This is a genomic window from Achromobacter sp. 2789STDY5608615, from assembly GCF_001298995.1.
Taxonomy (GTDB): domain Bacteria; phylum Pseudomonadota; class Gammaproteobacteria; order Burkholderiales; family Burkholderiaceae_B; genus Achromobacter; species Achromobacter insuavis.
The window spans coordinates 84,543-99,804 of the sequence record NZ_CYTY01000003.1; the positions used below are offsets into that span (position 1 = coordinate 84,543).

Genomic DNA, 15,262 nt, shown 5'->3' on the forward strand with positions numbered 1-15,262 from the left:
GGGCGTACCAGCCCAACTTCTGGCCGAGGAAGCCAGCCACGACCGCGCCCACGATGCCCAGTATGGTGGTCATGATGATCCCCATGTTCTGGTCTCCCGGCATGATCGCGCGGGCGAGCAGCCCGACGATGAAGCCAACGATGATCATGATGATGATGCTCATGCGCGTACTCCTTGCGAGGGTAAAGGGGCGATGTGCCCCGATATTACTCATGCACGCGGCGGCGGCGCTGTAACAACTGGTGTGTGGGGCAAGGGCGCAACATGCTGCGCCGCATCGTCGATGCAGCAATGTTGCAGGCGGCCTCACGAGGTCAGGTCGATCAGCTGGCGCAGGTCCTTGGTCATCGCCTCGATGCTGTCGGTGTCCGAGGCCAGCAGGCGGGCGCGGCCCTGGTTGTCGAAAATATACACGCCGCGGCTGTGGGTCACTTCGTACTGGTCGGGGTCGTCGCCGGGACGGGGCTTCTCGATCTGGTAGGCGACGCGGTAGCGGCGCGCCAGGTCGGCCACCTGCTTTTCGTTGCCGGTGACGCCGATGGCGTTGCTGTTGAAGGCGTTGACGTAGGCCTGCAGGATATCCGGCGTGTCACGGTGCGGGTCGACGCTGACGAACAGGATGCGCACGTCGCGTGCCTTGTCGCCCAGGTTCTGCAGCACCGCCGTCAACTGCGCCATGGTGGTCGGGCAGATGTCGGGGCAACTGGCGTAGCCGAAGAACAGCAGCACCGTCTTGCCCTTGAGGTCATCGCTGCTGACCGTCTTGCCGCCGGCGCCCGGCAGCGAGAACTTCAGGTCGGGCAGGTGGCCCTTGACGTTGTAGAGCGTCCAATCGACATTGCGGTCGCCGCAGGCGGCAAGCAGCATGCACAAGGCCAACAGCAGACCGCGCCAGGCGCGGCCGGTAATCAGGTGTCGCATGGGTTCCATCGCCGGTTGAGGGATAAACCCGTCGATTTTACCCGCAGGCGACGGGGCGGCCGCCGGGTCGCCCAGCACCGGGCTTGTCCTGGCGCAAGGCAGGGCGGGGCGCAGTTGTGAAGCTTTGTCGGAATATTGTTGGGGATCTGGCAAATCGGCCCACGCGGCCGTCGCGGATCGGTACATTCAGGGCCTTGTCAGTGACCGGCGAGGTGCCCTCCATGAATGCCACGGCCAATCCCGCGCTGGGCTATCCCTATTTTCCGTATTACCCGGTGGTGCTCGACATCCTGCGCAGCCGGCTGGCCGACAGCGTGCTGGACGCGCCCTGTGACCGCGGCTGGCTGGGCGACATGGCGCGCCCGGCGACCGGACGCCTGGTCGAGGTGGACGGTATCGGTCCGGCCACGCTGCCGGCGCCGGCCAACGGCTACCGGCGCCTGACCGTGCACGATCTGGAAACGCCGTTGCCCGCCACCGTGGCGTACGACGCGGTGGTCTGTAGCGAAGCCATCCACCGCGCGATCAACCCCGGCCTGCTGGTGCGCGGCTTTCGCGACGTCCTGCGGCCGGGCGGCACGCTGGTGTTGACCGCGCCCAATGCCTGGCATGTGCGCGGCCGGCTGCAGGCGCTGCTGCGAGGCTTTCACGCGGATCCGTGGACCGGCGCGGGCCGCGCCGACGCCGGCGCGCGCGCCGCGGTGCTGCCCTGGGGCTTCGCGCAGTTGCACCTGCTGCTGGCGCGCCACGGCTTTGGCGACATCACCCTGCACCACGTCGCGGAAGCCGGGCGGCGCGGCTGGCTGGAGCGCATGCTGGGCTGGCCGGCGCGGCGCTATTGCCAGACCCGCGTCAAGCACGCGCAGGACGAGGACAGCCGCCACTTCTGGCGCCAGGCCGGATCGGACCCGTCGGTGCATGGGCGCTGGCTGGTGGTGTCGGCGCGGCGGCCGGCCTAGGGCCTGTTCACACTAAAAGGAGCCTCGCATGAGTACCCAAATGAGTGACTATCAAGGCGCGAAGCGCAGTCGTGGCAGGTCCCCGGCGAGCATTCGCAACGCTGAGAGGCGCTCATTTGGGTACTCACCCCTCGGGCAGGCCGGTAATCGGGCGCCAGGCGTCGTTGCGCTCACCTTGCGTGGCACAGCCACGCGGCGGCGGCCGCGCCTAGCCTGGCGCCCGATTACCGGCCTGTGCGAGGCTCCTTTTAGTGTGAACAGGCCCTAGGGCGCGTCGAGGGTCAACCGCGCCTTGAACTGGCCGGCCATCGGTCGCCAGGCGCGGCGCGGTGGTGGCGGCCTGTTGCCGCCGCCACCGCATGAAAAACGGCCCGCGCGAGGCGGGCCGTCGTGTCTTGCGGGCGCGGCGCGGTCAGGCGGCGCTCATGCCGCTGTGGCGCAGCAGGGCGTCGATGCGCGGGGCGCGGCCGCGGAAGGCCGCGAACGATTCGGCCGCGGGGCGCGAGCCGCCGACGGCCAGCACTTCGCGGCGGAAACGCGCGCCGGTGGCCGGATCGAGCGTGCCCAGGGCGTTGCCAGCCTGCTTTGCCGCGGCTTCCTCGAACGCCTCGTAGGCGTCGGCGGACAGCACCTCGGCCCACTTGTAGCTGTAGTAGCCGGCGCCGTAGCCGCCCGCGAACAGGTGCGAGAAAGCATGCGGCAGGCGGTGCCAGGCGGGCGGGAACAGCACCGCGACCTCGGCGCGCACTTCCTGTAGCAGAGCCAGCACTTCGGCGATGCTGGCGCCCTTGGCGCGGTCGTGCATCAGCATGTCGAACAGCGCGAACTCGATCTGGCGCACGGTCTGCATGCCGCTCTGGTAGTTGCGGGCCGCGACCAGGCGGTCGTAGAGCGCGCGCGGCAGCGGCTCGCCGCTATCGACGTGGGCCGACAGCTTCTGCACCACGGCCCATTCCCAGCAGAAGTTCTCCATGAACTGCGAGGGCAGTTCGATGGCGTCCCATTCGACGCTGGCGAAGGCGGCGGCGCCGGGCTCGTCCACTTCCGACAGCAGCGCGTGCAGGGCGTGGCCGGTTTCGTGGAACAGGGTGATGACGTCATCGTGCGTCAGCACCGCGGCGCGGTCGCCGTTGGGGCGCGAGAAATTGCAGGTCAGGTAGGCGATCGGCGTCTGCACGCGGCCGGCAACCACGCGGCGGGTTCGCTCGCTGTCGACCCAGGCGCCGCTCTGCTTGCCGGCGCGGGCGTACAGGTCCAGGTAGAGGTAGCCGATCAGGTCGCCCTGGGGGCTTTCGACGCGCACGCCGCGCACGTCGGCATGCCACGACGACACCGGCGTTTCGGCCAGGCGCACGTCGAACAGGGTCTCGATGACCTCGAACAGGCCAGCCAGCACGCGCGGCTCGGTGAAGTACTGCTTCACCTCGTCTTCGGAGTAGGCGTAGCGCGACTCGCGCAGGCGCTCGGAGGCATAGGCCACGTCCCAAGGCTGCAGCTCGGCCAGGCCGAGCTCGGCGGCGGCGTAGGCCTTCAGCTCGGCCAGGTCGCGCTGGGCGTAGGGCTTGGCGCGGGCGGCCAGGTCGCGCAGGAAGGTGGTGACCTCCTTGGCGTCGCGCGCCATGCGCGTCTGCAGGCGCAGCGCGGCGAAGGTGCCCAGGCCCAGCAGGGTGGATTCCTCGGCGCGCAGCGACAGCAGTTCCTCGATCAGGGGCGAATTGTCGAACTGGGCATCGCCCTGTTCGGACGCCACCGTGCCGTAGCCGCGGTACAGCGCCTCGCGCAGCGAGCGGTCCTGTGCGTACTGCATGACGGGCAGGTAGCAGGGCATCTTCAGCGTCAGCTTCCAGCCCGGCTGGCCGTCTTCCTCGGCGGCGGCGCGCGCGGCCGCCTGCACGTCGGCGGGGATGCCGGCCAGGCGGGCCTCGTCCTCGATCCGCAGCGACCAGGCGTCGATGGCGTCCAGCACGTTCTCGGAGAATTTCTGCGAGGCCTGCGCCTCGCGGTCGGAGATGACGGCGTAGCGTTCACGGTCGGCGCCGCGCAGTTCGACGCCGCTCAGGCGGAAGTCGCGCAGGGCCATCTCGACGATGCGGCGGCGCACCGGCGACCACGACGCGAAATCGGGCGCGGCGGCCAGGCGCTGGTACTGCTGGTACAGGCCTTCGTGCAGGCCGACCCAGGTCGAGAACTCGGTCACCAGGGGCAGGGCGGCGTTGTAGGCCTCGCGCAGCTCGGGGGTGTTGACCACGGCGTTCAGGTGGCCGGCTACCGACCATGCGCGCCACAGCCGTTCGGAGGCGGTATCCAGCGGCTCGACCACGGCTTCCCAGGTGGGCGCCAGCGCCGGATCGGCGGCATGGTCGACGGCCTGGCGGGCGATGCCCAGCAGTTCCTCGATGGCGGGCACCATGTGCGCGGGCTTGACCGCCTGGTAGTCGACCAGTTCTGAGACGGGGGCGAGCAGGGGATTCTGGGTCATGGTGTTACCAATTGCGTGAGAGGGGCGGGCGGCGCGGGATCGAGGCGATACGGCCGGCGGGCATGGGAATCAGGTTGGGGCGATCGGGCCAAAAGCAAGGGCGCGGCCCCCGAAACGACTGTGGGTTTGCCCCACCGGCCCTCCGGGAGGGCGCGGGACAAACCCACAGGGGTGCCACGGCGGGGCGCGGGACCGGTCTTCAGGCGGCGGCCCGTTCCGCCGCTTCGACGGTGTTGACCAGCAGCATGGCGATGGTCATGGGGCCGACACCGCCCGGCACGGGGGTGATGGCGCCGGCCACCTGGCTGGCGGAGGCGAAATCGACGTCGCCGCACAGCTTGCCGTCGGCGCCGCGGTTGATGCCCACGTCGATGACGACGGCGCCGGGCTTGATCATCGAGCCGTCGATCATGCCGGGCTTGCCGGTGGCCACCACCAGCACGTCGGCGCGGCGGGTCTGGGCCGCCAGGTCGCGGGTCTTGGAGTTGCAGATCGTGATGGTGGCGCCGGCGGCCAGCAGCAGCATGGCCATGGGCTTGCCGACGATGTTGCTGGCGCCGACGATCACGGCCTCGGCGCCGCGCAGGGCCACGCCTTCCGATTCCAGCATCTTCATCACGCCGTAGGGCGTGCAGGGGCGGAACAGCGGCTGGCCGGTCATCAGCAGGCCGGCGTTGCTGACGTGGAAGCCGTCCACGTCCTTCTCGGCGGCGATGGCTTCGATGACCTTGTGCGCGTCCATGTGCTTGGGCAGCGGCAGCTGCACCAGGATGCCGTGGATGGACGGATCGCGGTTCAGCTTGTCGATGCGGGCCAGCAGTTCGGCCTCGGTCATGTCGGCGGGGTGCTGCTCCTTGATGGAATGCAGCCCGGCCTTCTCGCACGCCGCGACCTTGTTGCGCACGTACACCTGGGAGGCGGGGTCTTCGCCCACCAGCACCACGGCCAGGCCGGGGCGGGTGCCCTTGGCGGCCAGGGCGGCGACGCGTTGGGCGACTTCTTCGCGAATGCGCTGCGACAGGGCGGCGCCGTCAATAATCCTGGCGGACATTAGGCAACCTCCGCGCGGTGCGCTACGGTATTCGCCTTGGGAACGGCCCGGCGGCTCATGCATGCGCCTCCGGTTTGGCCAGGGCCACTTTCATCAGGTCGGCAACAGTGGTCACTTCAAGTTTTTCCATGATGTTGGCGCGGTGCGCCTCGACGGTCTTGATGCTGATGCCGAGGTCGTCGGCGATCTGCTTGTTCAAGCGGCCGGCGACGATGCGCTCCAGCACCTGCTGCTCGCGCGCGGTCAGGCGCGCCAGCATGGCTTCGTGGTCTTTCTGGGCCTGGTGCTTGCTCACGCGCTGCGTGGCCTGCTCCAGCATGCGCGCCACGATTTCGCGCAGATCGGATTCGTTGAACGGCTTCTCGAGGAAGTCGACGGCGCCCTTCTTCATGGTCGACACGGCCATCGGCACGTCGCCGTGGCCGGTGATGAAGACGATGGGCAGCGGGGCGTTGCGGGCGATCAGCTGTTCCTGCAGTTCCAGGCCGCTCATGCCGGGCATGCGCACGTCGGCGATCAGCACGCCGATCTGGCTGGCGTCGTAGTCTTCCAGGAACGACTCGCCGCTGGCGTAGGCGCGGACGCGGTAGCCGTTGGCTTCAAGCAGCCAGCGCAGCGAATCGCGGACCGCTTCGTCGTCATCAACAATGAATACCGTGCTCGACAGGTGGGGCGTGTTCATGCGTGCAACTCCTCGGACTGATCATTCTGAGCCTGCGTCTGAGACGCAGCGCAGGGCAGGGTAAAGCGGAAAATAGTACCGCCGGCGGGGTTCGGGTCCGCCCAGAGGCGGCCGTGGTGCGATTCGATAATGGTACGGCAGATATTCAGTCCCATGCCCAGGCCCTGGGTCTTGGTGCTGAAGAAGGGTTCGAACAGGCGCTCCGGCTCGGCCAGGCCATGGCCGCGGTCGACCACCGCGACCTCGATGTGCTGCTCGTGCAGGATCACGGCCACCTTGAGCTCGTCGGACTCGCTCTTTTCCATGGCTTCCAGGCCGTTCTTGAGCAGGTTCAGCAGCACCTGTTCGATCAGGATCGGGTCGGCCAGCACGTCCGGGGCGTTCGATGGCACGAAGCTGTCGATGCGGATGCGGCGCTTGCGGGCGTCGATCTCGGCGAAGCCGATGGCGTTGTCGACGATGCGGCCGATCGCCACGCGCTGGCGGCGCGGCTCGCTGCGCTTCACGAATTCGCGGATGCGGCTGATGATCTTGCCGGCGCGCTCGGCCTGCGAGGCGGCCTTTTCCAGTGCCGGCAGCAGCATGTTGGGGCTGGTGTGGCCGGCCTTGACCAGCGCCACCGCGCCCATGCTGTAGTTGGCGATGGCGGTCAGCGGCTGGTTCAGTTCGTGCGCCAGCGACGAGGCCATCTCGCCCATGGTGGTCAGGCGGCTGGTGAGCTGGATCTTTTCCTGCTGCACGCGCGAGGCTTCTTCGTGGCCGCGGCGCTCGGTGATGTCGCGCGCCACCTGCATGCGCACGCGGCGGCCGTCGGTCCAGGCCAGCATGCGGTGGTGCACTTCGAACCAGCGCTGCACCGAGGGCGCGAAGACTTCCACGGATTCATCCGTGAAGCGGCCGCGGCGGCCGGCCAGCAGCTCGTCGTGGCCGCCGGTCTGAGCGCCGAACACGCGGCGGTAGGTGCGGTTGGCGAACAGCAGCTCCAGGCCGTCGTGGGTGTCGGCGGTGACCGAGATGGCGTCGTCCAGGCCTTCCAGCACCGTCATGAAGCGCTCGTGCGCGGCGGTCAGGGCCTCGCGGATGCGCTTGGGCTCGGTGATGTCGGTCATCGACGTCATCCAGCCGATCTGGTTGCCGTTGGGGTCGAGCAGCGGCGACACGTACATGCGCGCCGTGAAGCGCGAGCCGTCGCGGCGCTGGGCCTCGACTTCCAGGCCGCTGCTGGGCGTCTTGCCGGACATCAGCACGTCCAGCGTGTGCTGGTGCTGTTCATGGCGGCCCGGCACCCAGTAGGGGAAGGGCGGGCTGCGGCCGATCAGGTCGGCCTCGTTCCAGCCGATCATGCGGCAGAAGGCCGGATTGACGTAGGCGATGCGGCCTTCCATATCCAGCACGCGCATGCCGGTGGACATGGAGTTCTCCATGGCGCGGCGGAAACCGGTCTCGGCGATCAGGGCGGCCTCGGCGGCGGAACGGAAGCGCGTATAGCGCCACAGCATGAGCAGGCTGATGACGATCACGCACGACAGCGCCAGCACCACCCAGATCAGGCGCTGCTGCCGCATTTCCTGGTCGATGGTCACGAACATGACGCTGTCGTCATGGATGCGCTGCAACCAGAAGAACACCCCCATCACACAGATATAGAGGATCAGCACCATCGCGGGCGTGACCCAGTACACCCCGCGTCGGCGCGTGCGGGCGTGGTCGTGGAACGGCGTGGGTATATTGGACTTGGGCGCGCTGGACATGGAATTCGGGCCGGATAGACCGGGCATTTTAGTGCGTGTCGGCGGGGAATTGCCGGGAATCAAGCCCGTCGGAAGGGGGATGGGCTAAAAAAGTGCCTTCCGTTCTTTTCAGCTTGCGTTCATATTTTCGCATTATGAAATGCCGTACCGCAACATGAAATTTTCCTTGCGACCGGTTAATCTTCTTTCTTAGAATGCCGGCTGATGGGGAAACCGCTCCCGAGTAGCTGGTCTCTAGCACAACACCCCGACCCATGCATGGCATGGTAGCCCGGATGATCCCGACTACCATGGCATGTCCGCGAGTAGATAAATAAGCGGGTGTGGTCACGAACGAACCCCAACAGGAGACACACGATGTCCTCTTTCGCCCAGGCTGGCGCCGTGCAGGCTGCCAACGACGAAGACACCCTAGAAACCCAGGAGTGGCTCGAAGCCCTGGCGGCAGTCCTTGATCGCGAAGGACCGCAGCGCGCGCACTACCTGCTGGAACGCCTGATCGACGAAGCCCGTCGTTCCGGCGCCCACATCCCGTTCTCGCCCAACACCGCTTACGTCAACACGATTCCGCCCGGCCTGGAGCCGGCGCATCCGGGCAACCTGGAACTGGAATCGCGCATCCGCTCGTACGTGCGCTGGAACGCCATGGCCATGGTGGTCAAGGCCAACAAGCACAACCCGCCGGACGGCGGCGACCTGGGCGGCCACATCGCCTCCTTCGCCTCGCTGGCCACCATGATCGGCTGCGGCCAGAACCACTTCTGGCACGCCGAGAACGAAAACCACGGCGGCGACCTGGTCTACTTCCAGGGCCACACCTCGCCCGGCATGTACGGCCGCGCCTATCTCGAAGGCCGCCTGACCGAAGAACAGCTGAACCATTTCCGCCAGGAAGTGGACGGCAAGGGCCTGTCCTCGTACCCGCATCCGAAGCTGATGCCGGACTTCTGGCAGTTCCCCACGGTGTCGATGGGCCTGGGCCCGCTGATGGCCATCTACCAGGCCCGCTTCCTCAAGTACCTGCACGCCCGCGGCATCGCCGACACCAGCAAGCGCAAGGTCTGGGTGTTCTGCGGCGACGGCGAAATGGACGAACCCGAGTCGCTCGGCGCCATCGCCCTGGCCGCCCGTGAAAAGCTCGACAACCTGATCTTCGTCATCAACTGCAACCTGCAGCGCCTGGACGGTCCGGTGCGCGGCAACGGCAAGATCATCCAGGAACTGGAAGGCGACTTCCGCGGTTCGGGCTGGAACGTGATCAAGCTGATCTGGGGCGGCTACTGGGATCCGCTGCTGGCGCACGACAAGGAAGGCATCCTGCGCAAGATCATGGAAGACACCGTCGACGGCGAGTACCAGGCGTACAAGGCCAACGACGGCAAGTTCGTGCGCGAGCACTTCTTCGGCAAGCACCCCAAGCTGCTGGAAGCCGTGTCGCGCATGAGCGACGAGGACATCTGGCGCCTGAACCGTGGCGGCCACGATCCGCACAAGGTGTTCGCCGCCTTCGACTCGGCCTCCAAGCATGAAGGCCAGCCGACCGTGATCCTGGCCAAGACCATCAAGGGCTACGGCATGGGCCACGTGGGCCAGGCCAAGAACCCGACCCACCAGCAGAAGAAGCTGGAGCTGGATTCGATCCGCGAATTCCGCGATCGCTTCGGCATCCCCATCCCGGACGACCAGCTGGCCGACCTGCCGTACTTCAAGCCGGCGGAAGACTCGCCCGAAATGAAGTACCTGCACGAGCGCCGCGCCGCGCTGGGCGGCTACCTGCCGCGCCGCCGCGCCAAGGCCGACGAGCAACTGCAGGCCCCCGCGCTGGACGCCTTCAAGGCCGTGCTGGAGCCCACCGCCGAAGGCCGTGAGATCTCCACCACCCAGGCCTTCGTGCGCATCCTGAACCAGGTGCTGCGCGACAAGCAGCTGGGCCCGCGCGTCGTGCCGATCCTGGCCGACGAATCGCGCACGTTCGGCATGGAAGGCCTGTTCCGCCAGATCGGCATCTACGCGCCGGAAGGCCAGAAGTACGTGCCGGTCGACAAGGACCAGGTCATGTACTACAAGGAAGCGGCCGACGGCCAGCTTCTGCAGGAAGGCATCAACGAAGCGGGCGCGATGAGCTCGTGGATTGCGGCGGCCACGTCGTACTCCTCGAACAACCGCATCATGATCCCGTTCTTCATCTACTACTCGATGTTCGGGTTCCAGCGCATCGGCGACCTGGCCTGGGCCGCCGGCGACATGCAGGCGCGCGGCTTCCTCTTGGGCGGCACCGCCGGGCGCACCACGCTCAACGGCGAAGGCCTGCAGCACGAAGACGGCCACAGCCATATCCTGGCCTCGACCATCCCCAACTGCGTCTCGTACGACCCGACCTTCGGCCACGAACTGGCCGTGATCATCCAGCATGGCCTCAAGCGCATGGTGGAAGACCAGGAAAACGTCTACTACTACCTGACGGTGATGAACGAAAACTACCCGCAGCCTGGCCTGACCGCCGGCGACGAGGAAGGCATCATCAAGGGCATGTACAAGCTCAAGTCGCATGGCAAGGGCAAGAACCGCGTGCAGCTGATGGGCTCGGGCACGATCCTGCGCGAAGTCATGGCCGCCCAGGAACTGCTGGAAGCCGACTGGGGCGTGGCCTCGGATCTGTGGAGCGTCACCAGCTTCACCGAACTGCGCCGCAACGGCCTGGACGCCGAGCGCCACAACATGCTGCACCCCGACGAGAAGAAGCCGCAGGTGGCCTACGTCACGGAACAGCTGGCCAAGACGGAAGGCCCGATCATCGCGTCGACCGACTATATGAAGCTGTTTGCTGACCAGATCCGTCCGTTCGTGCCCAAGGGCCGCGAATACAAGGTGCTGGGCACCGACGGTTTCGGCCGTTCGGATTTCCGCGCCAAGCTGCGTGAGCACTTCGAAGTGGACCGCCACTTCGTCGTGGTCGCCGCGCTGCGCGCGCTGGCCGACGAAGGCAAGGTGCCGGTTGCCAAGGTGGCCGAAGCCATCAAGAAGTACGGCATCAACCCGAACAAAGCCAACCCGCAATACGCCTGAGGGTAAAGAGACATGAGCAACGTCGTGCAAATCAAGGTTCCCGACATCGGTGACTTCAAGGAAGTCGAAGTCATCGAGGTGCTGGTCGCCGTGGGCGACACGATCAAGGCCGAGCAGAGCCTGATTACCGTCGAGTCCGACAAGGCCTCGATGGAAATTCCCGCCTCGCAGGGCGGGGTGGTGAAGTCGATCGCGGTCAAGGTCGGCGACAAGGTCGCCGAAGGCGCCGTGGTGCTCGAGGTGGAAGCGGCCGACGCCGCCGCCGCGCCGGCCGCCAAGGAAGCGCCCAAGGCCGCCGCGCCGAAGGCCGAGGCCCCCAAGGCCGCTGCCGCCCCGGCCCCCGCCGCCGCGACCTTCAAGGGTTCGGCCGACGCCGAATACGACATGCTGGTGCTGGGCGCGGGCCCCGGCGGCTATTCGGCCGCCTTCCGCGCCGCCGACCTCGGCCTGTCCGTGGTGCTGGTCGAACGCTACGCCACGCTGGGCGGCGTCTGCCTGAACGTGGGCTGCATCCCGTCCAAGGCGCTGCTGCACAACGCCGCCATCATCGACGAGGCGCGCGAGCTGGCCGCCCACGGCATCAGCTTCGGCGAGCCCAAGATCGACCTGGACAAGCTGCGCGGCTACAAGGACAGCGTGGTCGCCAAGCTGACCGGCGGCCTGGCCGGCATGGCCCGCGCGCGCAAGGTCACGGTGGTGACGGGCGTGGGCGAATTCGCCGATGCCAACCACCTGGCGGTCAAGGGCGCCGACGGCAAGTCGCAGACCCTGCGCTTCAAGCAGGCCATCATCGCCGCCGGCAGCCAGTCGGTGAAGCTGCCGTTCCTGCCGCAGGACGAGCGCATCGTCGATTCCACCGGCGCCTTGCTGCTGCGTGAAATCCCCAAGAAGATGCTGATCATCGGCGGCGGCATCATCGGCCTGGAAATGGGCACGGTGTACTCCACGCTGGGCGCGCGCCTGGACGTGGTGGAAATGCTGGACGGCCTGATGCAGGGCGCCGACCGCGACCTGGTCAAGGTCTGGCAGAAGAAGAACGCCGGCCGCTTCGACAACATCATGCTCAAGACCAAGACGGTCGGCGCGGAAGCCAGGAAAGACGGCATCTACGTCACCTTCGAGGGCGAGGGCGCGCCGAAGGAACCGCAGCGCTACGACCTGGTGCTCCAGGCCGTGGGCCGCAGCCCCAACGGCAAGAAGATCGGCGCCGACAAGGCGGGCGTGGCCGTGACCGACCGCGGCTTCATCGAGGTCGATCGCCAGATGCGCACCAACGTGCCGCACATCTTCGCCATCGGCGACATCGTCGGCCAGCCGATGCTGGCGCACAAGGCGGTGCATGAAGGCCACGTGGCGGCCGAAGCCGCCGCCGGCCAGAAGTCGTTCTTCGACGCCCGCGTGATCCCGTCGGTGGCCTACACCGATCCGGAAGTGTCGTGGGTCGGCCTGACCGAGGACGAAGCCAAGAAGCAGGGCATCAAGGTCGAGAAGGGCGTGTTCCCGTGGGCCGCTTCCGGCCGCGCCATCGCCAACGGCCGCGACGAAGGCTTCACCAAGCTGCTGTTCGACGCCGAGTCGCACCGCATCCTGGGCGGCGGCATCGTCGGCACCCATGCCGGCGACCTGATCAGCGAAGTGGCGCTGGCCGTGGAAATGGGCGCGGACGTCATCGACATCGCCAAGACCATCCACCCGCACCCGACGCTGGGTGAATCGGTGGGCATGGCGGCCGAAGTGGCCGAAGGCGTGTGCACCGACCTGCCGCCGATGAAGAAGAAGTAAATCGCCCTGGCCGGCCGGATCTTCGCATCCGGACGCAGGCACCGCAGCCCGAAGCGCCTCCCGGCCTTCGGGCTGTTTTCATTGGAACGATTTCCTGGATGATCCATCCGGCCGCGCCCGGCTGATCCCGGCCCGCTGCCTGCCTAGAATCGAATCTCCATCGACACATGCGGGAGATTTTCCATGGCAGACCATTCCATCAAGGGCAAAGTCGCACTGATCGCCGGCGGCGCCAAGAACCTGGGCGGCCTGATCGCCCGCGACCTGGCGAAGCAGGGCGCCAAGGCGGTCGCCATCCACTACAACAGCGCGGCCTCCAAGGCCGACGCCGACGCCACCGTGGCCGCGATCCAGGCCGCCGGCGCCCAGGGCGTGGCATTCCAGGCCGACCTGACCACGGCCGGCGCCATCGAGAAGCTGTTCGCCGACGCGGTGGCGGCGGTGGGGCGGCCCGACATCGCCATCAACACCGTCGGCAAGGTACTGAAGAAGCCGCTGGCCGAGATCAGCGAAGCCGAGTACGACGAGATGAGCGCGGTCAACGCCAAGACGGCGTTCTTCTTTCTCAAGGAGGCCGGCCGCCACGTCAACGACAACGGCAAGGTCTGCACCCTGGTGACCTCGCTGCTGGGCGCGTTCACGCCGTTCTACGCCGCCTATGCCGGCTCCAAGGCGCCGGTCGAGCACTACACTCGGGCCGCCGCCAAGGAGTTCGGCGCGCGCGGCATCTCGGTGACGGCGGTGGGGCCGGGGCCGATGGACACGCCGTTCTTCTATCCGGCCGAAGGCGCCGATGCCGTCGCGTATCACAAGACCGCCGCCGCGCTGTCGCCGTTCTCCAGGACCGGCCTGACGGACATCGAGGACGTGGTGCCGTTCATCCGCCACCTGGTCAGCGATGGCTGGTGGATCACCGGGCAGACCATCCTGATCAACGGCGGCTACACCACCAAGTGACCGTCGCGCCCCGCCATGCCGCCGTCATCGCGGCGTGCGGGGCGGCGCTCCCTGGCGTCCGCCTTGCCTGTCGGACCGGCTATGCTGTCACGGGCGGCGCCGTGCCGCCGGCGGTGGCGCAGACCGGGAAAGCATGGATAGATTCGAACAGTATCGCGTCTTCGCGCAGGTGGCGGAGATGGGCAGCTTCATCAAGGCCGCCAACGCGCTGGAGCTGCCGCGTGCCTCCGTCTCGGCCGCCGTCCAGCAGCTCGAGGCCCAGCTGGGCGCGCGGCTGCTGCACCGGACCACGCGCCAGGTGCGCCTGACGGCCGATGGCGCCCAGTTGCTGGAACGGGTGCGGCCCTTGCTGGCCGAGGTCGAAGACATTGACCACCTGTTCCAGCAGAGCCAGCGCCAGGTGTCCGGACGGCTCAACGTCGACGTGCCCAGCCGCATTGCGCGCCGCCTGGTGGCGCCCGCCTTGCCGGGCCTGTTGCGGCGCCATCCCCGGCTGCAACTGGCGTTGGGTTCGAGCGACCGCGCCATCGATCTGATCCAGGAAGGCGTCGATTGCGCGGTGCGCATCGGCGCGCTGCATGACAGCAGCCTCGTGTCGCGGCCATTGGGCAGCATCGCCCTGATCAACTGCGCCAGCCCCGCTTACCTGCGCGAGCGGGGCGTGCCGAGGGCGCCGGACGCGCTGCCGGCGGAGCACTGGATGGTGGGCTACGCCTCGCCGACCACGGGCCGCGAACTGCCCTGGGAGGTGGCGGACGGCGACGGCGGCCGCCAGGCCATCACGGTGCCCAGCCGGGTGGTGGTCAACAATGCCGAAAGCTACATCGCCTGCTGCCTGGCGGGCCTGGGGCTGATCCAGATTCCGCGCTTCGACGTGCGGGACCTGCTGGATGCCGGCGAACTGGTGGAAGTCATGCCGGGGCATCGCGCCGCGCCCATGCCCGTGACGCTGCTCTACCCGCACCGGCGACAGCGTTCGCGCCGGCTGGCGATCTTTCTGGAATGGTTCGAGGAATTGATGCGCGGGCACCTGGAGGCCTGACGGCCTCGGGCGAAGACGGGAAAAAGCGGAAGGGAGAGGGAGCGGCCGCGCGCGCCGGGGCGGTTACGCCTGGGTATTGATGCGGGTGCCGATCTTGCCGTCGATGGCGACCACCGGCAGCGATTGCATCAGCGTGGCGACGGTGTCGGCCTGGGCGTTGATGGCTTTCTTGGTGACGCGGGCCTGGACTTCCTGCATCAGCTGCGCGTCGCGCATGGCCAGGCCGGTGTTCACGGTGTTGCTGATGGAAAGATCCATGGCGGATGTCCTGTGGAAGACTGTCCGGGCCGAAGCCCGAGGTTCAGCGATTATCGCAAAGTTTGCGGCATCGCGGCAGAATTTTCCGGCGTCGGCGTCGGCGTCGGCGTCGGCGTCAAGGCTGCGGCGGGCATTCCTTGACCGCGCCCCAGCCCCGGTTGGGGCCGCAATATTGCTTGCGCGCGGCCCAGGCGCAATCGGGGCGGTCGAAAAAGCCCAGGGAGGCGCAACGCGCCAGCTCGGTTTTCAGACTGTCGAGCCAGGCGAGCGGATTCTCGGCGGGAATCTCGGTGATCCGCAGCGTCGGCTTGGGC

Annotated in this window: 12 protein-coding genes and 1 pseudogene; 5 read left to right on the top strand and 8 right to left on the bottom strand. The window is 67.5% G+C overall.

Annotated features, from left to right (window positions below; genetic code table 11):
- Both AOZ49_RS32325 and AOZ49_RS03395 read right to left on the bottom strand, forming a co-directional pair.
- Positions 1–163 (bottom strand): GlsB/YeaQ/YmgE family stress response membrane protein (locus AOZ49_RS32325; protein ID WP_156355584.1); only part of this gene is annotated, 163 nt, incomplete at its 3' end.
- A gap of 143 nt (positions 164–306) precedes the next feature.
- Positions 307–921, bottom strand: coding sequence for an SCO family protein (locus tag AOZ49_RS03395; protein WP_054432000.1), 615 nt, complete (start codon positions 919–921; stop codon positions 307–309).
- Positions 922–1,142: 221 nt separating this feature from the next.
- Here AOZ49_RS03395 and AOZ49_RS03400 point away from each other — a divergent pair, with 221 nt between their 5' ends.
- Complete coding sequence (locus tag AOZ49_RS03400) at positions 1,143–1,880, top strand: class I SAM-dependent methyltransferase (RefSeq protein ID WP_197286506.1); 738 nt, start codon at positions 1,143–1,145, stop codon at positions 1,878–1,880.
- A 412-nt stretch (positions 1,881–2,292) separates the two neighbouring features.
- Here AOZ49_RS03400 and AOZ49_RS03405 read toward each other — a convergent pair whose 3' ends face one another.
- From AOZ49_RS03405 to AOZ49_RS03420, 4 genes are all read right to left on the bottom strand, one after another.
- Positions 2,293–4,359, bottom strand: a complete 2,067-nt coding sequence (locus AOZ49_RS03405; protein WP_054474327.1) for a M3 family metallopeptidase — start codon at positions 4,357–4,359, stop codon at positions 2,293–2,295.
- A 199-nt stretch (positions 4,360–4,558) separates the two neighbouring features.
- The gene (folD, locus tag AOZ49_RS03410) at positions 4,559–5,410 is read right to left on the bottom strand and encodes a bifunctional methylenetetrahydrofolate dehydrogenase/methenyltetrahydrofolate cyclohydrolase FolD (RefSeq protein ID WP_054474328.1); all 852 of its coding nucleotides are present in this window, start codon (positions 5,408–5,410) and stop codon (positions 4,559–4,561) included.
- Between the two features lie 55 nt (positions 5,411–5,465).
- Positions 5,466–6,092: a response regulator transcription factor gene (locus AOZ49_RS03415; RefSeq protein WP_006219003.1), complete on the bottom strand. Its 627-nt coding sequence runs from the start codon at positions 6,090–6,092 to the stop codon at positions 5,466–5,468.
- On the bottom strand, positions 6,089–7,843 hold the full coding sequence (locus tag AOZ49_RS03420; RefSeq protein WP_025138923.1) for a PAS domain-containing sensor histidine kinase: 1,755 nt from the start codon (positions 7,841–7,843) through the stop codon (positions 6,089–6,091). The genes AOZ49_RS03415 and AOZ49_RS03420 overlap by 4 nt, the downstream gene beginning before the upstream one ends.
- A 357-nt stretch (positions 7,844–8,200) precedes the next feature.
- On the opposite strand from AOZ49_RS03420, the gene aceE reads away from it, so the two are divergent.
- The 4 genes from aceE to AOZ49_RS03440 all read left to right on the top strand — a co-directional run bounded on the left by aceE (position 8,201) and on the right by AOZ49_RS03440 (position 14,690).
- Positions 8,201–10,909 (top strand): pyruvate dehydrogenase (acetyl-transferring), homodimeric type, encoded by a 2,709-nt coding sequence (gene aceE, locus AOZ49_RS03425; protein WP_054431997.1) that lies wholly within the window; start codon positions 8,201–8,203, stop codon positions 10,907–10,909.
- A gap of 12 nt (positions 10,910–10,921) precedes the next feature.
- A complete protein-coding gene (gene lpdA, locus AOZ49_RS03430; protein WP_054474329.1) occupies positions 10,922–12,691 on the top strand; it encodes a dihydrolipoyl dehydrogenase in 1,770 nt (589 codons plus the stop codon).
- 183 nt (positions 12,692–12,874) lie between these two features.
- Positions 12,875–13,648, top strand: coding sequence for an SDR family oxidoreductase (locus tag AOZ49_RS03435; protein ID WP_054474330.1), 774 nt, complete (start codon positions 12,875–12,877; stop codon positions 13,646–13,648).
- A gap of 133 nt (positions 13,649–13,781) precedes the next feature.
- Positions 13,782–14,690: a LysR family transcriptional regulator gene (locus tag AOZ49_RS03440; protein ID WP_054431994.1), complete on the top strand. Its 909-nt coding sequence runs from the start codon at positions 13,782–13,784 to the stop codon at positions 14,688–14,690.
- Between the two features lie 63 nt (positions 14,691–14,753).
- Here AOZ49_RS03440 and AOZ49_RS03445 read toward each other — a convergent pair whose 3' ends face one another.
- Complete coding sequence (locus AOZ49_RS03445) at positions 14,754–14,948, bottom strand: putative motility protein (RefSeq protein ID WP_054431993.1); 195 nt, start codon at positions 14,946–14,948, stop codon at positions 14,754–14,756.
- Positions 14,949–15,063: 115 nt separating this feature from the next.
- Positions 15,064–15,262, bottom strand: a pseudogene (locus AOZ49_RS32875) (hypothetical protein); the annotation flags it as partial.